The sequence below is a fragment of the Micromonospora salmantinae genome (assembly GCF_022230905.1).
Taxonomy (GTDB): domain Bacteria; phylum Actinomycetota; class Actinomycetes; order Mycobacteriales; family Micromonosporaceae; genus Micromonospora; species Micromonospora salmantinae.
This window is the reverse complement of sequence record NZ_JAKKFG010000010.1, coordinates 14,143-33,716: the sequence shown is the minus strand read 5'-3', so window position 1 is coordinate 33,716 and position 19,574 is coordinate 14,143. Positions and strand designations below refer to the sequence as shown.

The window sequence follows — 19,574 nt, the reverse complement described above, 5'->3', positions numbered from 1 at the left end:
CCGCTGACGTCAGTCGTCGGTGAAGCGGTACACCACGAAGTCCTTGTCCGCGCCACAGGCGATCACGTGGGTGTTCCACGAGCAGGACGAGCTGCGCACGTCCTTCAGCTCACCCAACTCGTCGACCTCCCCGGACTCGGCCCACACGCCGGCGAGCACCCGGTTGTCCGCGACCATGCTGGGCGCCTTGGCGAAGACCAGCAGGTTGCCCGCGTCCAGGCGGACCGCCACCCCGCCCCGGTCCCGCAGCACCGGCTTGCCGGCGGCGTCGAAGACCGTGACGCTCGGCTCCGGCAACTCCCGCTGGGCGAGCACCTGCTCACCCAACGGGACCAGGCCGGTCACGCCCGGAGCCGACCATTTGATCATGCGCTCACCCTCGGTGGCCGCCACCACCTCGGTGCGCGCGACGTCATTGTCCGGCACCTGCAACAGGCAGGCCCGCCGCTCACCGCAGGCCACCAGCTCCTTCGGGCGGTACTCGTCGTTGCCGGAACGGTGCAGCACCACCGGCTCGGCGTCGGAACCCAGGTCGTACGCGAGCAGCTGGTAACCACCCTCGTTGGCGGCCACGTACAGGCGGTCCTCGTGGGCGACCACCAGGTCGTCGAGGTCGGCGACGCTGCCCCACTGGCGCAGCACCGCGCCGGATGCCATGTCGAGCAGCCGCACCGACCGGTCCGCACCCACCTGGACCAGTCGCCGCCCCTTGCTCGCCCAGGGGTTGCGGGGCGTGCCGTCGAGGAAGGCCGGACCGCCCGCCGCCGCGTCGGTGCCGACCGGCCGGACCACGGTACGGCCACCGGCGTACTGGCCGCGGGGGTTGGGCTGCGTCCACTTCGCCGAGCCGTTGGTCAGGCGCAGGCCAACCAGCTCGTCGGCGGCCCGGTCCACCAGCACCACCGTGTCGTCGGCGAAGTAGACGTCGTCGTCACCACGCAGAACACGCTGCCAGCGCTGCTCGCCGGTACGACCGTCGAGGACCGCCAGCGGTCGGGGTGTGCTGTCGCCCGGTGCGTCGGCGAGGACCGCGACCCCACCGGGGACGGCGATGACCGCCTTCCAGTCGTCGGCCCGCACGTCGGTCTGCTCGCGCCACAACTCGCGGCCGTTGCCCGCGTCGACGGCAACCACCTCCAGCCGGTCGTCGGGCAGCGGGAACGCCAGGTAGGCCCGGTCGTCGAGCACCGCCGTCCACATGTCGACCGGCCGTTCGGCGCCGGCCGACGGCCGGGACAGCTCGCGCAGCGAGTCGAACGTCAGATCCGGGTAGCGGTCCCGGGTCAGGTAGAGCGTCGCCGCGGTGGCCACGCCGGCCAGGGCCAGCACCGCGCCGAGCACCACCCAGCGCGCCCGCCGCCAGCCTGTCGCGCCGCCCGGTGGGGTCGGGGTGGCGCCGGCCAGGCCCGGCCCGGGGGGCGGGCCCGCCGGCGGGGTGGATCCCGGCCAGGGCTGCGACGGTACGACCGGCGCGGGCGCTCCAGCCGGGGCGGGCGGGCTCACCGGAGCCGGCGCGGGTGCTGCGAGCGGCGCTCCCGCGTACGCCGGGACGGGTAGCGGCTTGCGCAGCGGCAGGTCGGTCAGGGCGCCCTCGGCCACCGGCAACTCGGGCTGGTCCAGCACCGTCGGCGCGATCCCCAGCTCGGCGTGCAGCATGCGGGCCACCAGCGGGATTCGTGACGACCCACCCACGAGGAACAACCCGTCGAGCTGATCGGGGCGCAGCCCGGCGGCGGCGATGACCTCCCGGGCCCGCTGCACCGCCCGGCGCAGCAGCGGCGTGGCCACCCGCTCGACGTCCGCCCGGGTCAGCTGGATCGTCTCGGCCACTCCCGGCACCGCGACCGGGGCGACCGTAGACCGGGACAGCGTTTCCTTCGCACCACGTACCTCGTCTGTGAGCCGGACCTGGTCGCGGCGCTGCGCCGGATCCGCCGGTCGGGTGAGCCGGGCCCACTGCGCGGCGTGCCGCTCACCGACCAACTCGCCGACCCGCCGCACCAGCGCGGCGTCGAGGTCCAGACCGCCCAGGTCGGGCAGTCCGCCATCGGCGACCACGCTGAAGCCGGAGTCACCCCAGGGGTCGGCGCCCTCGTTGCGCAGCACAGCGACGTCGAGTGTCCCGCCACCGAAGTCGAACACCGCGATCGCCCCGCCGACCGGCACCGGACGGTGCAGCACCTGCGTGTAGTAGCGGGCGGCGGCCACCGGCTCCCGCAGCAGCCGGGTGCCGGGCGGTGTCGGCCCGGCGAGGGTGTGCTCGACCGCCTGCGGCCAGCCCGACCGCAGCAGCGCGTCGGCGAGGACCTGCCGCCGCGTCGCGTCCCAGGCGGCCGGGCAGGTGACCACGGCCGGCGGCAGGAAACCCACAGCGCCCACCGCCGCCCGACCGACGGCTGCCAGCACCGCGGCGAGCAGGTCGGCCGGCGGGTACGCGCGGTCGCCGAGCCGCACTGTCGGCTCGTCCACCCGACGCTTCGGGTTCGCCTCGAACCGGGCCGGGTCGGCCTGCGCCAACCGGCGGGCGTCCCAGCCGGTGTGCAGGGTGCCGTCCGGGTCGGCGTAGACGGCGGACGGACTGAGCGGTTGACCGTCCATCAGCAGTGGACGGGTCCGCCCGTCCGGCCAGCGCAGCACCGCGACAGTGTTGGACGTGCCGAGGTCGATGCCGAGGGCGAAACCCTCGTGCTGGCCTGCCATTGCCCGATACCTCCGCCGCGACGAGGGGAACTCGACCCCGCATCGTACGCAGGCGCCGCCGCACTGCTGATCACTCGGTCCGGGATGGTCCACTGCCTCCGGTCAGCGGGTGGAGTGGACGCCCACCACCTCGTCCTCGCTGGTCTCCCCGGTCAGCTGGAAACCGAGTTTCAGGTAGAACTGCTCCGGGCCGTCCGGCCCCGGCCACCCTACCGAGCGGGGCCGCGCAACAGGCCGTCGAGCAGCCCACGCAGGCCGAGCTGGAACCAGGTGTCCAGGTCGGCGTCGGGTCTGGTCTGCCCGGCCTCGGCCAGCCACTGTCGGTCCCGGGTACGGCCGGTCCGCTCCAGCCGGGTGAGGGTCGCCGACCACCAGGCATGGTAGGTGGTGTCCTCGGGGTCACGCCGGATGAGCAGGGCCATGCCCTGGACGTAGCCGCTGAGCGCCAGGTAGGCGCGGAACGCATCGGCCGGTTCGTACCCGGCGCTGGTGAACGCCGTCACCACCCGGTCGACCATGGCGAGTACCGCCGGCCCGGTCGGCGGCCGGTCGGTGGCGAGGATGGCCAGCAGCCAGGGATACCTGCGGTACATCGCCCACTCGTCCCCGGCCAACCGTTCGAGCCGTTGGCGCGGATCGCGCGGTAGTGGCGCGGTGCCGGGCGGACGGGTTGAGGTGATCTGCTCGGCCATCGCGGCGAGGAGGTCGGCCCGGTTCCGGACGTGCCGGTACACGGCGTGGGCGGGCAGGCCGGCGCGTTGGGCGAGGACCCGCAGGGAGACGGCGTCCAGACCGCCCGCGTCCGCCAGCTCGACCGCGAGGGCGACCAACCGGTGGCGCGGGTCGCCGCCGGTCGGCGCGGGCAGGTCCCGAATCCGACGCGGGCTGCTGATGGGGCCGTGCTCACGACGCCTGCGGTACGCGCGGGCCTGGCAGCGCCGGGAGCAGTAGCGGCGCGGGCGCCCTCGGCCGGCGCCGACGGGCAGTTCCGCCTCGCACTCGACACACCGGGCACTGAGCACGCCGCCTCCGGTTTCGGGTGACGAGAGGCACTACGGTCGAGCGGCCGGGTCGTCCCGATCGGCCCGGGCGGCGCGAAGCAGCCGGAGCTGACCGATCTCCGCGACGTTCTTCATCAGCTCCGAGTTGACCCAACCGATCGTGTGCGTGACGGTGTGGTCGGTCCCGTCCGGCCACGGAAACGTCGCGAGGCGGTCGAGGTCGCTGTCACCGAGCTGGTCGAGCAGAGCCAGCCATTCGGTGCGCAGTCCACGCAGCCAGGCGACACTCGGCTCGCCAGCGCCCGGCCAGACAACGGCCGTGCGCTGCCGCGCTGATCCACCCCGGAGATGGTCCATCGCCACGGTCCACCACCAGCCGACGTGCCAGGTGAGCCAGCCGATCGTCGGCACCGGGACCGGGTCGGGTTCGGTGTCGGCCCAGTCCGGGGTCCAGGTGCCGTCAGTGCTCTGCCGCACCGACCAGCAGTGGTGGGCCGGTTCCCAGAGGAAGTCCGTGGGATCGAGTCGCTCAAGGTGGTACTCGAACAGCGACCACGTCAGGTCGAACTGCCAGCGCAGGAGGGCCAGGGGCGCTACGGACATCCGGAGATTCTGTCGGGGCACCGGCACCGCCGTCCACAAAATAACCCCACCCACCCACCTACTCGCGGTGATCATGAGGTTGGCGGGTTCCACAGAGATCGAATCACCCGCCAATCCCATGATCAACCGGTAGGGCGGGCGGGGGCGGCGGTGGGGCAGCGGTCGGAGAGGGCGTAGCGGAGCAGGACCACGTCGCCGATCTGACGGGCCTCGGCCAGGCGGGCGCGGCGGCCCGGGTGCCAGGGGAAGCGACCCTCTCCGACGAACCGGGGCGCCCGGCCGTCACCGACGAAGAACGGGGCGACCACCAGATGCAGTTCGTCGGCGAGACCGGCGGCGAGGAACTGGGCGTGCACCGTCCCGCCGCCCTCCACCATCACCCGCTGTACGCCCCGTGCGGCCAGGTCGGTCAGCAGCCACCCCGGGTCGACGGGCTCACCCGCGTCGATCACGGTGGCCAGTCGGCCGACCCGCTCCTCGGTCTTCTCCAACGCGCCGGTGGCGCAGTAGACGAGCCGGGCCGAATCACCGGCGGTGAAGAAGCGGGCGGTCGGGTCGAGGTCTCCCTGGGCGGTCAGGGTGACCTTGGTGGGCGAGGCGGGCCGACCGGCCGCCACCCGCTCGGCCCGGCGGCTCGGGGAGCGCACCAGCAGCCGAGGGTCGTCTCGTCGGACGGTGCCGGCGCCGACCAGGATGGCATCGCAGCTGGCCCGGACCGCGTCGACGCGGTCCAGGTCCTCCTCGTTGGACAGCAGTAACCGCTGCTCGGAGGCGTCGTCGATGTACCCGTCGATGGAGGCGGCACAACTCAGCAGCACGTACGGCCGCGTCGGGCCCGGCCGCCAGCTCATCGGGAGACGGGCCGCTCAGGAGCGCGACCCGCGAGCACATCCGCCGCCTCGACCGCCTCGGCCGCCTCGACCTCCGCCGCCTTGGCCGCCTTCGCCGCCAGGTAGTCGGCGTTGGCCGGCGAGAGGAAGACGCTGGTGAGCACCCGTTCGGCCACGTCCACGCCCAGCCGGGTCAACTGCTCGGCCTTGTCCGGGTTGCTGCTCAGCAGTCGGACCCGCGGCACGCCCAACGTGGCCAGCATCTGCGCGGCGGCGGTGTAGTCCCGCTCGTCCTCGCCCCGGCCCAGCGCGACGTTGGCCTGGTAGGTGTCCAACCCGGCGTCCTGCAACGCGTACGCGTCGAGTTTGGCGTACAGGCCGATGCCACGACCCTCCTGTCGCAGGTAGAGCAGGAAACCACCGGTCTCGGCGATCCGCTGCACCGCCTCGCGCAGTTGCGGCCCGCAGTCGCAACGTTCGCTGCCGAACACGTCGCCGGTCAGGCACTCGCTGTGCGGACGGACCAGCGGAGCCGCTCCCCCGGCGGCGAGCCGGTCCAGGGCGCCCGCCCAGTCGCCGAGGCCGAGGGCCAGGTGCTCCCGACCGTCCACCAGGCCCTTGAAGGTGAACACCCGGGCGGTCGTGGTGTAGCCATCCGGAAACGCCAGCGGCACCGTGACCTGCGTGCGGATCGTGGCAACCGGCAATGCTTCGGGCATGGGACTCCTTTGTCCGGCGCCACCGCCGTCCGGCGACGCGTACCGTCTCACAACCGACTCAACATCCGCCGCCGGAGGCGGCTTCCCGGGCGGCGACCGGGATTCGACGCCGACGGGCCAGCAACACGGCGGCCCCGGGCAGGCTGGCCACCAGCACCAGTGCGCCGTAGACGGTGGCGGTGGCGACGCCCTCGGCCGCGCTGAGGCCGGCCGCGCCGAACACCCACGCCGCCACCCCCTCGCGCGGCCCGAAGCCGGCCACGTTCAACGGCAGGCCCATGGCGAGCAGGGCGAGCAACGTCAACGGCAGCAGACGCGACAGCGGGGCGTCCGACCCGGCGGTACGCGCCGCCACCAGGAAGGTGGCCAGGTGACCGGCGACCATCACGGCCGAGGCGACCAGCACACCGAACCAGGTGCGCCGCGCCAGCAGACCCGACCGTACGTCCGCCACTGCGGTGCGCAGTGCCGTCGCCCAACGCGATCCGCCACCGTTCGGTAGGACCCGGGCCAACAGCACGACGGCCAGCCCGCCGGCGACGAGCAGCGCGGCGGCGACCGGCAGGTACGGCCGGACCGGGGACGGGAAGGCGGCGAGCACCACCAGCGCGACCCCGACCAGGACCACCTGCCCGGCGGCACGCTCCCAGACCACCGCGCGGATGCCCCGGCTCACGTCACCGGCATCGCGGCCGTGGCGTACCGCCCGGTGCACGTCGCCGAGCACCCCGCCGGGCAGTGTGGCGTTGAGGAACACGGCCCGGTAGCAGTGCGCCACAGCGGTCGCCAGCGGCAGGCGTACGCCGAGCCCGCCGGCCACCAGGCTCCACCGCCACGCCGCGCAGACCGTGGTGAGCACCCCGATGGCCAGCGCCGCAGCCAACGCTGACGCGTCGATCAGTCGTACTCCGGCGAGGAACGGGCCGCTGCCCACCTGCCACAGCAGGACGGCGAGCAGACCCACCCCGCCGACCACTCGTGCCCAGGCCCAGAACATCGGCGCCGGCCCTCCCTTTGAAGATCGTCCACTTGCCCTAGTGCACGTACCCAGGGCGTGAACGGTTCATCCACCGGCGAGAAGGTCAGTGTGTTCGACGAGCACTGTGAGTCGGCCGGCCGCCGCGTCAGCCAACCGACGGCGGGCGTACGCCTGGGCGGGTCCGGTCAGGTCGGGGCGCTGCTCGCAGGCGGCCCCGAGCCATCCTCGGAACCATTCGGCGGTCAGGTCGGCCTGCTCCGGGCCGAGACGCCACGGGCTGGGCCGTTCCCGCACGTCGACGCCGCGCCGGGCGAACGCGGCGGCGGTGGCGGCGACGGCATCCGGGCCGAGCAGCCGCCGGCCCTCGACGGTACGCCGCTGGTGGTCGTTGAACGCGGCCTCGACCGCCTCGTCGAGCGGGTCGGCCGGGGTGAACCGGACCCGCCCGGTCACCGAGATGGCGAACAGGGCTGGCCGGCCGACGCAGGCGGCCGCCACCCGTTCGATCTCCTCCGCGGTGAGCATGTCCAGCAGCGCGGACGCGGTGACCAGAGAACCGTCGGCCAGGTCGTCGGCGGTCAACCGGGTGAGGTCGCCGCAGCGGGTGTGGACGGTGACCGGGGCGCCGTCGGCGGCGGTCACTCCCCTCATGCCCTCGGCGGCCCGGGCCAGCAGGTCGGCGTCCCGGTCGTGCAGCACCCAGTGCTGTGGTCCGGGCAGCCGGGCGGCCAGCCAACGACTCATCGACCCGGTGCCGCTACCCAGGTCGTGGATCACCGTCGGGGCGTCCCCGGTCAGCTGGGCCCGGACGGCATCCAGCAGGTCCTCGGCGCGCGCCGCCGCGTCGGCCGGCTCACGCAACCGCAGCCAGTCGGCGAACGGCAGGGTCTCCTCGGCGGTCATTCCGCCACCTCCTTCAGCACGCCGGCCAGCAACGCGGTGGTCACCGGCCAGTCGGTCAGGGTGTCGCGCCGGGCGAGAGCGGCACGCCGCAGCCGGGCGCGCAGCGCGTCGTCGTCCAGCCAGCGGATCAGCGCGGCGGCCAGCGCCGCCGGGTCGCCGGGTGGGACCAGCAGTCCCGGGCGCTCACCGCCGGGCGCGTGACCGAGCGCCTCCGGCAGCCCACCCACCTCGGTGGTCAACACCGGCAGGCCGCGGGCCAGCGCCTCGGTGACGACCATGCCGTACGTCTCGCCTCTCGACGGCAGCACCAGCAGGTCGGCGGCGGCGTACGCGTCGTCCAACGCCGCGCCGGTCAGCGGGCCGACCAGCCGCACCCGCCCGGTGAGGCCCGCTCCGGTCAACCGGTCGCGCAGCCGGTGCACGAGATCTGGTTCCCGGGTCAACGTGCCCGCGCAGACCATCGTCCAGGACCGGCCGACCAGCGTGGTCAACGCGTCGACCAGCACGTCGTACCCCTTGTGGTGGGTGACCGCCGCGACGCAGAGCAACCGGTCGCCGGCCACCGAGCCGGCCGCGGGCGGTGCGGGCCGCACCCCCGGCGGCGCGGCCCGGACCCGGCCGGCGAGGGCCGGGTGGCGGGCCAGCAGGGCGCGGCGGGTCCACTCGCTGGTGGTGACGACAGCCCGAGCGGCGGCCAGGGCGCGGGCCTCCGGCTCGTCGTTCAGCGGCAGGTGCACCAGGAGTACCAGGCGCAGCCGACGGGCGTGCGGGGCGAGCAGGTCCGGCACGGCCGAGGCGATCAGGCCGTCGATCAGCACCACGGCGTCGTCGGGCACGGCGGCGAGCACCTTGCCCAACGTCGCCCGGTCGGCCGGGTCGGGGTGCGGCCACCCGCCGGGCACCGGATGCTCGTGCACCGACCAGCCGCGCTCGCCCAGCCCGGCGCAGATCCGGCGGTCGTAGGAGTTGCCGCCGCTGGGCGTGGCCGGATCGTCGATGTCACCGGGCAGGACGACGTGCACCGCCCGGCCCGCTTCGGTCACAACGACCGCTCGTAGCTCGCCCAGGCGATGTGCGACTCGTGCAGGGTGACGGTGATGCCGGTCAGGTCGCGCGCCCCCGCGCCCAGCTCGCCGGCGTGCACCCGCTCGACCAGCCGGTCCGCGATCGTACGGGCCAGCACCTCGGTGGTGGTGTTCACCCCGGCGAAGGCGGCCTCGTCGTCGAGGTTGCGGTAGGTCAGCTCGCTCAGCACTGCCCGCAGCTGCTCGGTGGCCAGGCCGATGTCCACCACGATCCCGTCGGCGTCCAGGTCCGGCCGGCGGAACGTCGCGTCCACCACGAACGTCGCGCCGTGCAGCCGTTGGGCGGGCCCGAACACCTCGCCTCGGAAACTGTGGGCGATCATCATGTGATCCCGAACGGTCACGCTGAACACTGTCACTCTCCGTCTTCGTAGGTGATGAGGTGGCAGAGCGCGGGCAGGTCGCCCGAGGCCAGTCTGGCGAGCACGTCGGGCAGCTCCGCGAAGCGCGACGCGCCGGTGATCAACGCGTCGAAGGCCGGGTCGTCGAGCAGGTCCAGGGCGAGCGCCAGTCGGTCGGCGTAACTGCGCCGCCCCCGTCGGGCGGGTGCCACCATGCCGACCTGGCTGCTGCGCACGCTGAGTCGACCGGAGTGGAACGCGCCGCCCAGTGACACCTGCACCGGGCGGTCGCCGTACCAGCTCAGCTCGATGACGGTGCCCTCCGGGGCGAGCAGGTCCAGCGACTGTTGCAGGCCGGCGGCGGTGGCGCTGGCGTGCACGACCAGGTCACGGTCACCACGGGCGTCGGCCGGGCTGGCGAAGTCGACGCCGAGGGCCCCGGCGACGCCGGCCCTGCGCGCGTCGGTGTCGACCAACTCGACGTGCACGCCGGGGAACCGGGCCAGCAGCGCCGCGACGCAGCAGCCCACCATGCCCGCACCGATCACGGTGACCCGGTCGCCGACCAGCGGCGCCGCGTCCCACAGCGCGTTGACTGCGGTCTCCACAGTGCCGGCGAGCACCGCTCGGGCGGCCGGCACCCCCTCCGGCACCGGCACCACGGCACTCACCGGCACGACGTACGCGCTCTGGTGCGGGTGCAGGCAGAACACCGTTCGCCCGAGCAGCTCCGCCGGGCCCTGCTCGACCACGCCGACGCTGAGGTAGCCGTACTTCACCGGGCCGGGGAACTCGCCCTCCTGAAACGGCGCGCGCATCGAGGCGTACTGGTCGGCGGGCACCCGGCCGGCGAAGACCAGCGTCTCGGTGCCCCGGCTGACCCCGGAGTAGCGGGTCCGGACCAGCACCTCGTCGGGGCCCGGGGCGGTCAGTGACACCGGCTGGATCTCGGCCACGCCGGGTTCGCGCACCCAGCAGGCGTACGCCTCGCGGATCACCGTCGCGCACCTCAGCTCTGCTCCGGGCCGAATCGATCGGCCGCGTCGGGTCCCCGGTCGGGGGTTGTCGATCATAAACACGGATGTTCGGTGCGCACAGTTCGAAGCGTCGTCGAACGCCCACCTCGGCCCGATCACCTGCGGTCACCGCCACCGCGTGGCGCCCGGTCTGCCTCGCTCCGAGGTCATCCGACCGGCCACAGTGCGGCGGACCGCCCCTGGGATGCTCCGGGCGGGAATCCATCGGATAGCTACCTCATTGATACCTTGGGTCACGAAGGACGGGCCGCTGTGGCTGCCCGTCGATGTGCGTCGGCTTGCGCCGTGCCGGCGTCCGGAGGTCCGCTCCCCCCCGGTGACCGGCCTCGGTGACCGGCAGGTGACAGGGGTCCGAGCCGGTGTGAGCCTTGGCGTCGTCCGCCGCTGAGTTTCGGGGGCCAGGACCGGGCCGAGATGAGAAGGATGGAGCAGTACATGATCGTTCCGCAGGGGTTCCGCGCGGTGGTCGCGAACGCCGGGCTCAAGGATGACGAGGACGACTTCACCGCCCTGGTCTCGGAGGTGCCCGCGGTCAGCGCCGCCGTGTTCACCCGCTCCCGGTTCGCCGGGCCCAGCGTCGTCCTGAGCCGTTCGGCGGCGTCGACATCGTCCGCCCGCGGCGTCGTGGTGCTCTCCCGCAACGCGAACGTGGCCACCGGCAAGGAAGGGCTGGAGAACGCCCGCGAGGTGCGGTCCACAGTGGCTCGCGCCGCCGGGCTGGACGACGACGAACTGCTCATCGCCTCGACCGGGGTGATCGGGAAGCAGTATCCGATGCCCAGGGTGCGACAGCGCCTGGCCGAGCTTCGGTGGCCCTTTCCGCCTGCCGATTTCGACCGGGTCGCCCGGGCGATCATGACCACCGACACCACGCCCAAGGTGGTGCGGGCCAGCTGCGCAGCGGCGAGCATCGTCGGCGTCGCGAAGGGCGTCGGCATGATCGAACCGAACATGGCGACCCTGTTGACGTTCTTCTGTACCGACGCCCGCATCGAGCCGGCCGACCTGGACCGGGTGTTCCGGTCGGTCATCGCTCGCACCTTCAACGCGGTCAGCATTGACACCGACACCTCCACGAGTGACACCGCGGCCGTCTTCGCCAACGGCCTGGCCGGGCCGGTCGATCTGGACGAGTTCGAGCAGGCGTTGTACACCGTCGCGCTGGATTTGGTGCGGATGGTCGCCCGCGACGGCGAGGGCGCCAGCAAACTCATCGAGGTACGGGTCAGCGGCGCCCGGGACGGCGAGCAGGCCAAGCGGGTCGGCAAGGCCATCGTCAACTCGCCGCTGGTGAAGACAGCCGTGCACGGGGCGGACCCGAACTGGGGCCGGGTTGCGATGGCGGTCGGCAAGTGCGAGGACGACGAAGACATCGATCAGCAACGGGTCCGGATCGGCTTCGGCGGTATCGAGGTCTATCCGGCACAGGCCACTGAGGAGACGCTGGTTCGGCTGCGGCGCCACCTCGAAGGCGACGACGTGGTGATCGAGGTCGACCTCGGTATCGGCGCCGGCGCCTTCACCGTGTACGGGTGCGACCTGACCGACGGATACATCCGGATCAACGCTGACTACACCACCTGAGCGACGACGCGTCCGGGCGGTACCGTGCTAGGTACCGCCCGGACGTTCGTAGCCGAGCCGCGCAGGTCAGCGGGATGCCAACAGAAACACCCCGACCAACGCCAGGACGACGCCAGCCCACTGCACCCGGGTGGCGCGTTCGCGCAACACCACCCGCGCGAGCAGGAGCGTGCTGACCGGGTAGAGCGATGCGAGCAGGCCCACCACGGACAGGTAGCCCTCCCGGACGGCCAGCAGATACAGCACGCTCGACAGCATGTCGAGACCACCGGAGAGCAAGGCCAGCAACACTGTGTTACGGGGAGCTCTGATCGGCCACCGACCGATCGGCCAGGCGAGCACGAGCAGGGTCAACGAGGCACATCTGGCGGCCACCAGTGGCCACAGCCCCGACCCGTCGCCGGTACGGGCCAACAGCACGAAGAACAGGCCGAAGCCCGCGCCGGCCGCCAACGCCCCGGCCACAGTCCGCAGGTGCGACTGTCGACCCGGCCGGTCACCGCCCGAGGTGACCGAGACGCAGGGGATGGCGATCAGGCCGCAGGCCAGGCCGGCCGCACCGATCACTGACACGGTGTCCCCACCGGCCAGGCCGACAAGGACGGGCAGGATCGCGGCCATGGCGGCGGTGGTGGGGGCCACAACGCTCATCACTCCGTGGGCGAGGGAGTGATAGAGCAACATGGCACCGACGCTGCCGGCCAACCCGGCGAGTGCTCCCCAGCCGGCGTCGGCGGCCCTGATGGTTCCGCCGCCAACAGTTCCGACGAACACCACGGCGGTCGCCAGCCCCGCCATGTTCGACCAGAGCACGACGGTCACTGCCGCCGCGCGTTTGGTGGCGAAGCCGCCGACGAAGTCGGCCGCTCCCAGAACCGTTGCCGAGGCCAGCGACATCAGAATGCTGAACATGTTCCGCCTTGGATTGTCGATGGCCGGATCAGTGGGACGTCAGATAACCCCCCATGGACGTGAAGTAGGCCCGCGCCGGCATCTGCGCGCCATCCTCCGTGCGCACCTGCAGGATTCTCAGCCCCTGTTCACGTCCGGTGTGGGCCTCCGGTCCGCACACCACGACCACGCCGTCATCCTCGGGGCAGAAGATCCGGCCCGGCGTCCCCCCGTAGCGCTTGGACGACACGGCGGCGGCGGTCACCCGCAGCCGGACGCCATTGTGGTAGGCAAAGGCGTTGGGGTAGGGATCGCTCTGTGCGCGGATCAGATTGGCCAGCCGGTCGGCCGGCCACGTCCAGTGGATTCGGCTGTCCTCCACCGATCTCTTGTGGAAGAACGTCGCCTGGGCCGGATCCTGGCTGATCCACTGCCCGGTGCCGCTCTCGATGAGGTCCAGCGCCGACAGGGTGATCTCCGGGAATATCTCGATGGTTCGCTCGAACAGGTCCGTCACAGTGTCCTTGTCGCCCACCTCGACCCGACGCTGCAACACGATCTCGCCAAGGTCGAAATCGTCGTTCATGAAGTGCACGGTGACTCCGACCTCGCGTTCACCGTTGATCATCGCCCAGTTGAGTGGGGCGAAGCCGCCGTAGCGGGGCAGCAGGGCGTCGTGCACGTTGATCGCCCCGTGCCGCGCCAGGCCGTACACCGCCGGCGCCAGCCAGGTCCGCCAGTCCGACGACACGATGATGTCCGGGGCCAACTCTCGCAGCCGCGCGGCGACCTCGTCGTCATTGGCGTACTGACGCACCAGGATCGGCAAGTCGTGCTTCTCGGCCAGGCCGACCACCGAGTCGTTCCAGATGGTTTCGTACTCGTGACCGCTGTCCGGATGGGTGATGACCTGCACCACCTCGTGGCGGGAGTCCATCAGCGCCTGCAGCACTCGATGCCCCCACGTCTGGTAGCCCATGAACACTACTCGCACGGGTGTCGCTCCTCTCTGCTTCTCAGGCCCGGTGACCGGCGGTCAGCGGCAACGACCACACGTAGGCGAAGCCGGCACCCGCCTGGTGGTCGAACTGGTCTCCGGCTTCGTAGGTGGCCATCGCCCGGCTGTAGCGGGAGCGCGGCGACGACCGGCTGACCACTGTGCAGCTCCCCTTGAACAGGTCCACGGCAATCTCGCCGGTCACCGCCGGCTGAAGCGTCGCCACGAACCCGTCGAGCGCCCGACGCAGGTCGCTGAACCAGTACCCGTAGTAGACGAGTTCGGCGTACCGCAGGGCGATGGACTGCTTGTGGTGCAGGGTCTCGCGGTCAAGTACCAGCGACTCCAACTCCGCGTGCGCGGCCATCAGCACGGTTGCCGCCGGCGCCTCATAGATGCCCCGAGTCTTGAATCCGACGATCCGGCTCTCGGTGATGTCGATCCGGCCGATTCCGTGCGGCGCCGCGAGCGCGTTGAGGCGTCCGACCAGAGCGCTCAGACCGAGCGACTCACCGTCGAGGCTGACCGGAACGCCCTCGGCGAAGCCGATCCGTACCCGGGTCGGCTCGTCCGGGGCCTGGCGAGGATCACCGGTCAGCTGCCACGCGTCAGCCGGTGGTGGCTGGGTGACGTCATCGAGCTCGCCACACTCGATACTGGTCCCCCACACGTTGGTGTCGATGCTGTAGGGCTTCTCCTTGCCGACCGGCACCGGGATGCCGTGCTTGTCGGCGTAGGCCAGCTCGTCCTCGCGGGTCTTCAACTCCCAGTCGATCACCGGTGCCAGCACCTTCAGCGACGGGTCGAGCGCCGCCACACTGGTGAAGAAGCGCACCTGGTCGTTGCCCTTGCCCGTGGCGCCGTGCGCGACCGCATCCGCGCCGACCGCGTGCGCTATCTCGACCATCCGCTGTGCGATCAGGGGTCGGGACAGCGGCGCGGCCAGCAGGTACTTGTTCTCGTACCGGGCGTGTGCCTGAAGGGCGGGCAACGCAAAGTCGGTCAGAAACCGATCGGTCAGCGGCTCTGCCCGTACCTCGGACGCACCGGTCCGCAGGGCGCGCTCACGCACGTCCGGTACGGATTCGAGCTGCCCGATGTCGGCGCAGAAGGCGATCACCTCGGCGTCGTACCGCTCGCGCAGCCAATGCAGCGCCACCGAGGTGTCCAGGCCGCCGGAGTAGGCGAGAACGATCTTCATGACTGCTCCTGTCCAGGGTGGTCGTGCGCGAGGTCGTCGAGAACGGCGGCGAGGGCCTTCTCGATCGGGGCACCGCCCGCCACGTCGTCCGCGCCGCGCAGCGTGCCGGCGCGGGCCGCGGCAAGGCCGTCGCGACGGGTGCGGATCCAGCCACGGTGTGCGGCGGAACTGGTGCGCAGCTCCGCCGCGACGTCCGTCACGCTGGCGGTGGACGTGCCACCACCACTGGTGTAGCCGTTCATGGCGTTCAGCGGCGCGAGCAGCTCACGGAGCACGTCCACGGCGACCGGATGGCCCTCGTCGGCCAGCATCGACGAGACCAGTTCGAGGTCACGCAACGTCGCCTGCCGGCTGATCAGCTGACCGACCACCTTGCCGACGATGTGATGCGACTGGCGGAACGACACCCCGGCCGCGGATACGAGATAGTTGGCCAGTTCGGTGGCGGTCGAGAAGTTGTCCCAGCACAGCTCTTCGCCGCGCTGCGGGTCGAAGCGAAGAGTACGTGTCTGGCTCTCCACCACGCGCAGGGTGGACAGGTACGAGTCGATGCTCTGCCACAGGAACGGCTTGTCCTCCTGCAGGTCGCAGCTGTACCCGAGGGTGACACCCTTGACCGCTGTCAGCAGTTGCACCAGCACTCCGGTGGCCCGGCCGGACCGCCCGCGTACCAGCTCGGCGACCACCGGGTTCTTCTTCTGCGGCATGATGGAGCTGCCGGTCGTGAAGGCGTCCCCCACCTCGCAGAGCCGGTATTCGTGACCGCTCCACATGACGATCTCCTCCGCCATGCGTGACAGGTTGTTGCTGCCGATGGCGAAGGCCGCGGCAGCTTCGATCATGTGGTCACGGGCGCTGGTGGCGTCCAGGGCGTGGCTGAGCACCCGATCGAACCCGAGGAGCTGTGCGGTCGCGTCGCGGTCGAGCGGGAACGAGGTGCCGGCGAGCGCGCAGGCGCCCAGCGGCGACTCGTTGACCCGACCGAAGGCGTCCCGCAGGCGGCGCACATCACGCAGCAGCGCGCTGGCGTGTGCGGTCCGCCAGAAGGCGACGCTGATCGGCTGAGCGGCCTGGCTGTGGGTGTACCCCGGCAGCACAGTGCGGAAATCTTGGTCGGTGAGCTGCGTCAACCGATCGATCAGGTCGAGGTTGGCGTCGATCGCCTCGAGCAGGACGTCGCGAAGGTACATCCGGGCGTCGGTGGACACCTGGTCGTTGCGGGACCGGGCGGTGTGCATCCGGCCACCGACGTCCAGCCCCAACTCCTCGATGACCATCTGCTCGATGTTGAGGTGGACATCCTCGTACTCGGCGCGCAGCGTGAGCGCGCCGGCGCGATGTTGCTGGTCCAGCTTGACCAGCGTCGTGACGATGGATCGCGCCGCGTCCGGTGCGATGATGCCCTGCCGAGCCAGCACCATGACGTGCGCGATGTTCTGCCACAGGTCGTGCGGGATCAGCCGGACGTCGATGTCAACGGTGAGCGTGTAGTCGAGTACCTCGGGTGTGATGTCTTCCTCGAAGCGACCGCCCCAGAGCTTCTGGGTCATCGGACACGCCTTTCCGGGCCCGTCGGGACCACATGTCGCAACGCCATGACAATTGTTTTTGCGCAGGCGTCGTCCATTCCGCGGCCAATTGAGCGCAGAATTGTCGAACAGTGATGTCTTGTTCTGGTGACGCAGCCGGCTCACCGGCCCGTGCGAGATTGGGGCATCGATGCCACGGGTCGACGACGCAGGCGACCGGGGAAATGCCCCGAATACCGGGAGGAGGGTCGCGTCGGATGCTCGTCACATCACGGCGACCGCTGCTTTCTGTTTGTCACAACCCCGACATCTGGCGGGCCAACCCTCCACGGAGTCGACTAACACCCCGGGAGCGAGTGATGACCCATGCGGGCAATTGCGCCGAGGAAGGCGGCGCTTTCGTCGAGCTGAGCACTTTTCGTCTGATTTTCAACACCCCGTGTGTCGTTCACGTCGCTGACCTGCTGGTTTGCCCAAGCCTCGGTCCGAGACGCGGGCACTGACCGTTCACCGTGCGACCACCGTATGTCAGGAGGCGTTGGGGCGGTTGCCCCTTCTCGCCATCTGGGAGCGGTTTTCGGTGCGGTGATCACGGCATCCCCGGCGTTCAGCATAAATTGACCGAATCCAGCAGGGAGGCGGCTTTGACAAACAGGCGTATGGTCGAAATTGCGGCTGTTGACAATGAGCGCGATGATGCCCAAGATGAGGGCTATCTGAGCAAGTCGGCGTAGTGAATGCCCGTCGGTGTCACCAGTCGCGCTCCTGTCGTACCGTGCTTGACGATCCCGCCGTTCTTCGCCGTACGTCGGCGCGTCTTGAGCTGCCCGGGCCGGCCTCGCGGTACCGATACCCCGGGGGGCGACACCAACCAGTCGGAAGAGCGGAAGCGAATGTCAGCGGAATTGAGCACGCAGACCTATTTCAGCCTCGACGTCTCCGAGGGCGTGGCCGTGGTGGAGTTCTCCGAGGGCCACCGGCACAACATGTGGTCGATGCCCCGGATGCGGGCGCTGACCGAGACGGTTCGCGACCTCGACGACCCGGGCATCCGTGCGGTCGTGCTGTTCAGCGGCGTCGACAGGTCCTTCGGCGTGGGGGGTGACTTCCACGAGACGTCGACGTTCCGCGGCGGCGACGAGGTTGACGAGTGGATCGATCACATCACCGACCTGTACGTCGCCTGTCTACAGCTCAACCGCCCGTTGGTGGTGGCGATCGACGGCTTCGCGATCGGTATCGGCCTGCAGATCGCGCTCACCGCGGACTACCGGGTGGGCAGCGACCGGTGCGTGCTGAAGATGCCGGAATTCCAGGTGGGCATCGCCTGCACCTTCGGTGGATACATGCTCGAGCGGTCCGTGGGCCGCAGTGTCATGCAGCAGATGCTGATGTCCAGCGGGGACTGGCCGGCCGCGCGGAGCCTGCAGGACAAGTTGCTCCACGACGTGGTCCCGGTGGACCGACTGCTCTCCACCGCCGTGCAGCGGGCCCGGTCCTTCGCGGCGTACCCGACGGCCGGCTTCCGAAGCACCAAACCGTACCTCAACAGCGGATTCGTCGACGGGCTCGAACAGCTTCGAGTCATCGGCAAGCAGGCGCACCGGGCGGCGTTCGCCGCCGGTGAGGCGCAGCGCAACATGCGACAGGTCATCGACAGCAGTCGGTGACGTCGCGGACCTCTCACGCGGAAGGAACACCATCATGGCGGCCAGCAGGTGGGCGGCGGTCGGGAACTGCGATCTGACCCCTTTGGAGCGGATAAGGCCCGCTGTCCACGTCGGTGACCTGAGAGTTCACACCAGCGGGTTGGCGGGTGACAACCCTCGCACCACGCCGTTGGAGATCAATGTGCGGACGATGTCGGTCCAGCCCGCGACCGGCGACGCTCCGACCGGCACCACCGGTTCCGACACGGCACGGATCCTCGTCGACGAGGACCGCGTCGTGGTGCGGACCTCAGCGCTGAACGAGGATGCCATTTACCTGGCGTTCAACCGATCTCAGGGCAAGCTGGCATTCTTCACCGACCTGTTTCTGGCCCCGCTGATCCTGCCCGCGCTCGGTCTGCCCGTCGAGGTCCGCCCAGAGCGACCTCAGCCGCAAAGTGACGAGACCGCCCTGCTGCACGTCAGCCGGGTGCCGTTCGGCGCGGTGCAGGAGGGACGGCGGCTGCGCGACGGGTGGACCCTACGCACCACCCTGGCCGACGATCCTCTGCGGCACCTGCGGCGTCCCCGGCTGACCGACGCGCTGGAAGCAGGAGAGGCGCAGGTCAGCGCCGTGCAGGCGCAGATCCGGGCGGTAGCCCGGAACCGGCCCCTCGACCGGTTCGCAACGCTCCTGTCAGGCGGCATCGACTCCGGCACCGTCACCTTGCTCGCCGCCTCGGAGGGACTCGCCGTGACGCCGTACAGCGCCGGCACTCCCTGGGGCGACGAGTTCGACGACGCCGCGGAGTTGGGCGATCACCTCGGTCTCTCGGTACGCCGGATCGAACTGTCCGAGGAACGCATCATGGCTGCCGTCCCGCAGGCCATCCGAGGGCTGGGTGTGACGGAACCTGAGGTGGTGGAGGTCGCGCTGACCGCCACGGCGCTCTACGACGGGACCGAGATTCCGCGCGACGAGGTGCTGCTGACCGGGTACGGAAGCGATCTCATCAACGCCGGCATCTACCGTCCGTTCAACGCGCCGGAGGAACTGATCGACCAGACGATCGCGGCCATCCACCAGACCCGGTTCACCAATGAACTGTCCAGCCGGTTGCCGTTGGCGCACGGCCGGGAAGTCCATCACCCCTTCTGGGCGTGGCCGGTGATCCAGGTCGCCCTGGACACCGCGCCGGACTGCAAGGTGCGTGGCGGGAGGGAGAAGTTCCACCTCCGCCAGGCCATGAGCCGACGGGTGTCGCACGACATCGCCTGGCGTCGCAAGATCGCCGTTCATCACGGCGGCGGTCTGCAGCGAGGAGTCGTGAAGCGACTCGAGACGGACGCACCCGGCGTCGACCGGGCCGCGATCTACCTGGCCTGCTTTCGGGAACTGTTGGACCTGGCACAGGAAGGCTCGATCGACGACTGGGACCCGCGGCAGGTGTACGAGCGCAGCATCGCCAACGCCAAGCGCTGACCACCCCCGAACCCGGCTCACCGCGGCCGCCCCACCCACATC

Annotated in this window: 17 protein-coding genes; 3 read left to right on the top strand and 14 right to left on the bottom strand. The window is 70.9% G+C overall.

Translation table 11 applies throughout. The features are described 5' to 3' along the window. Positions 1-9: 9 nt before the first annotated feature. The 10 genes from PSH03_RS08110 to PSH03_RS08065 all read right to left on the bottom strand — a co-directional run bounded on the left by PSH03_RS08110 (position 10) and on the right by PSH03_RS08065 (position 10,159). Entirely contained in the window at positions 10-2,700 is a 2,691-nt protein-coding gene (locus tag PSH03_RS08110) for an Hsp70 family protein (protein ID WP_238688719.1), read from the bottom strand. A gap of 209 nt (positions 2,701-2,909) precedes the next feature. Next, complete coding sequence (locus PSH03_RS08105) at positions 2,910-3,722, bottom strand: TetR/AcrR family transcriptional regulator (protein ID WP_238688718.1); 813 nt, start codon at positions 3,720-3,722, stop codon at positions 2,910-2,912. Between the two features lie 30 nt (positions 3,723-3,752). Next, complete coding sequence (locus tag PSH03_RS08100; protein ID WP_238688717.1) at positions 3,753-4,304, bottom strand: DinB family protein; 552 nt, start codon at positions 4,302-4,304, stop codon at positions 3,753-3,755. A 122-nt stretch (positions 4,305-4,426) separates the two neighbouring features. After that, entirely contained in the window at positions 4,427-5,155 is a 729-nt protein-coding gene (locus PSH03_RS08095) for a RibD family protein (protein WP_210786029.1), read from the bottom strand. Continuing rightward, positions 5,152-5,853, bottom strand: a complete 702-nt coding sequence (locus tag PSH03_RS08090; protein WP_238688716.1) for a GTP cyclohydrolase II — start codon at positions 5,851-5,853, stop codon at positions 5,152-5,154. Before PSH03_RS08090 ends, PSH03_RS08095 begins: the two co-directional genes overlap by 4 nt. A 58-nt stretch (positions 5,854-5,911) precedes the next feature. Beyond that, a complete protein-coding gene (locus tag PSH03_RS08085) occupies positions 5,912-6,850 on the bottom strand; it encodes a lysylphosphatidylglycerol synthase transmembrane domain-containing protein (protein WP_238688715.1) in 939 nt (312 codons plus the stop codon). Positions 6,851-6,916: 66 nt separating this feature from the next. Beyond that, positions 6,917-7,735, bottom strand: coding sequence for a class I SAM-dependent methyltransferase (locus tag PSH03_RS08080; RefSeq protein ID WP_238688714.1), 819 nt, complete (start codon positions 7,733-7,735; stop codon positions 6,917-6,919). Then, entirely contained in the window at positions 7,732-8,778 is a 1,047-nt protein-coding gene (locus PSH03_RS08075) for a glycosyltransferase family 4 protein (protein ID WP_238688713.1), read from the bottom strand. The genes PSH03_RS08080 and PSH03_RS08075 overlap by 4 nt, the downstream gene beginning before the upstream one ends. Beyond that, the gene (locus PSH03_RS08070; RefSeq protein ID WP_210786039.1) at positions 8,775-9,173 is read right to left on the bottom strand and encodes a 6-pyruvoyl trahydropterin synthase family protein; all 399 of its coding nucleotides are present in this window, start codon (positions 9,171-9,173) and stop codon (positions 8,775-8,777) included. Before PSH03_RS08070 ends, PSH03_RS08075 begins: the two co-directional genes overlap by 4 nt. A 2-nt stretch (positions 9,174-9,175) precedes the next feature. Then, positions 9,176-10,159: a zinc-dependent alcohol dehydrogenase gene (locus PSH03_RS08065; RefSeq protein ID WP_210786025.1), complete on the bottom strand. Its 984-nt coding sequence runs from the start codon at positions 10,157-10,159 to the stop codon at positions 9,176-9,178. Positions 10,160-10,633: 474 nt separating this feature from the next. Between PSH03_RS08065 and argJ the strand changes: the two genes are divergently transcribed. Continuing rightward, positions 10,634-11,782: a bifunctional glutamate N-acetyltransferase/amino-acid acetyltransferase ArgJ gene (gene argJ, locus PSH03_RS08060; protein ID WP_238688712.1), complete on the top strand. Its 1,149-nt coding sequence runs from the start codon at positions 10,634-10,636 to the stop codon at positions 11,780-11,782. Positions 11,783-11,848: 66 nt separating this feature from the next. Here argJ and PSH03_RS08055 read toward each other — a convergent pair whose 3' ends face one another. The 4 genes from PSH03_RS08055 to argH are packed head-to-tail and all read right to left on the bottom strand — an operon-like array spanning position 11,849 to position 16,421. Continuing rightward, a complete protein-coding gene (locus tag PSH03_RS08055) occupies positions 11,849-12,694 on the bottom strand; it encodes a DMT family transporter (protein WP_210786023.1) in 846 nt (281 codons plus the stop codon). A 28-nt stretch (positions 12,695-12,722) separates the two neighbouring features. After that, positions 12,723-13,652, bottom strand: a complete 930-nt coding sequence (locus PSH03_RS08050; protein WP_255750269.1) for a methionyl-tRNA formyltransferase — start codon at positions 13,650-13,652, stop codon at positions 12,723-12,725. Positions 13,653-13,689: 37 nt separating this feature from the next. Continuing rightward, positions 13,690-14,871, bottom strand: a complete 1,182-nt coding sequence (locus tag PSH03_RS08045) for an argininosuccinate synthase (RefSeq protein WP_210786021.1) — start codon at positions 14,869-14,871, stop codon at positions 13,690-13,692. Continuing rightward, positions 14,868-16,421, bottom strand: coding sequence for an argininosuccinate lyase (gene argH / locus PSH03_RS08040; protein ID WP_238688710.1), 1,554 nt, complete (start codon positions 16,419-16,421; stop codon positions 14,868-14,870). Before argH ends, PSH03_RS08045 begins: the two co-directional genes overlap by 4 nt. Before the next feature lie 872 nt (positions 16,422-17,293). On the opposite strand from argH, the gene PSH03_RS08035 reads away from it, so the two are divergent. Both PSH03_RS08035 and PSH03_RS08030 read left to right on the top strand, forming a co-directional pair. After that, a complete protein-coding gene (locus PSH03_RS08035; protein ID WP_210786019.1) occupies positions 17,294-18,070 on the top strand; it encodes an enoyl-CoA hydratase/isomerase family protein in 777 nt (258 codons plus the stop codon). 190 nt (positions 18,071-18,260) lie between these two features. Further along, positions 18,261-19,532: an asparagine synthase-related protein gene (locus PSH03_RS08030; protein WP_238688709.1), complete on the top strand. Its 1,272-nt coding sequence runs from the start codon at positions 18,261-18,263 to the stop codon at positions 19,530-19,532. The last annotated feature ends 42 nt before the right edge of the window (positions 19,533-19,574 follow it).

What these genes read in the sequence shown, in the direction of transcription:
- PSH03_RS08110 (WP_238688719.1), bottom strand. Translation starts at nt 2,700, where the DNA reads ATGGCAGGCCAGCACGAGGGTTTCGCCCTCGGCATCGACCTCGGCACG.
- PSH03_RS08100 (WP_238688717.1), bottom strand. Translation starts at nt 4,304, where the DNA reads ATGTCCGTAGCGCCCCTGGCCCTCCTGCGCTGGCAGTTCGACCTGACG.
- PSH03_RS08095 (WP_210786029.1), bottom strand. Translation starts at nt 5,155, where the DNA reads ATGAGCTGGCGGCCGGGCCCGACGCGGCCGTACGTGCTGCTGAGTTGT.
- PSH03_RS08090 (WP_238688716.1), bottom strand. Translation starts at nt 5,853, where the DNA reads ATGCCCGAAGCATTGCCGGTTGCCACGATCCGCACGCAGGTCACGGTG.
- PSH03_RS08085 (WP_238688715.1), bottom strand. Translation starts at nt 6,850, where the DNA reads ATGTTCTGGGCCTGGGCACGAGTGGTCGGCGGGGTGGGTCTGCTCGCC.
- PSH03_RS08080 (WP_238688714.1), bottom strand. Translation starts at nt 7,735, where the DNA reads ATGACCGCCGAGGAGACCCTGCCGTTCGCCGACTGGCTGCGGTTGCGT.
- argJ (WP_238688712.1), top strand. Translation starts at nt 10,634, where the DNA reads ATGATCGTTCCGCAGGGGTTCCGCGCGGTGGTCGCGAACGCCGGGCTC.
- PSH03_RS08055 (WP_210786023.1), bottom strand. Translation starts at nt 12,694, where the DNA reads ATGTTCAGCATTCTGATGTCGCTGGCCTCGGCAACGGTTCTGGGAGCG.
- PSH03_RS08050 (WP_255750269.1), bottom strand. Translation starts at nt 13,652, where the DNA reads ATGGGCTACCAGACGTGGGGGCATCGAGTGCTGCAGGCGCTGATGGAC.
- PSH03_RS08045 (WP_210786021.1), bottom strand. Translation starts at nt 14,871, where the DNA reads ATGAAGATCGTTCTCGCCTACTCCGGCGGCCTGGACACCTCGGTGGCG.
- argH (WP_238688710.1), bottom strand. Translation starts at nt 16,421, where the DNA reads ATGACCCAGAAGCTCTGGGGCGGTCGCTTCGAGGAAGACATCACACCC.
- PSH03_RS08035 (WP_210786019.1), top strand. Translation starts at nt 17,294, where the DNA reads ATGTCAGCGGAATTGAGCACGCAGACCTATTTCAGCCTCGACGTCTCC.
- PSH03_RS08030 (WP_238688709.1), top strand. Translation starts at nt 18,261, where the DNA reads ATGTCGGTCCAGCCCGCGACCGGCGACGCTCCGACCGGCACCACCGGT.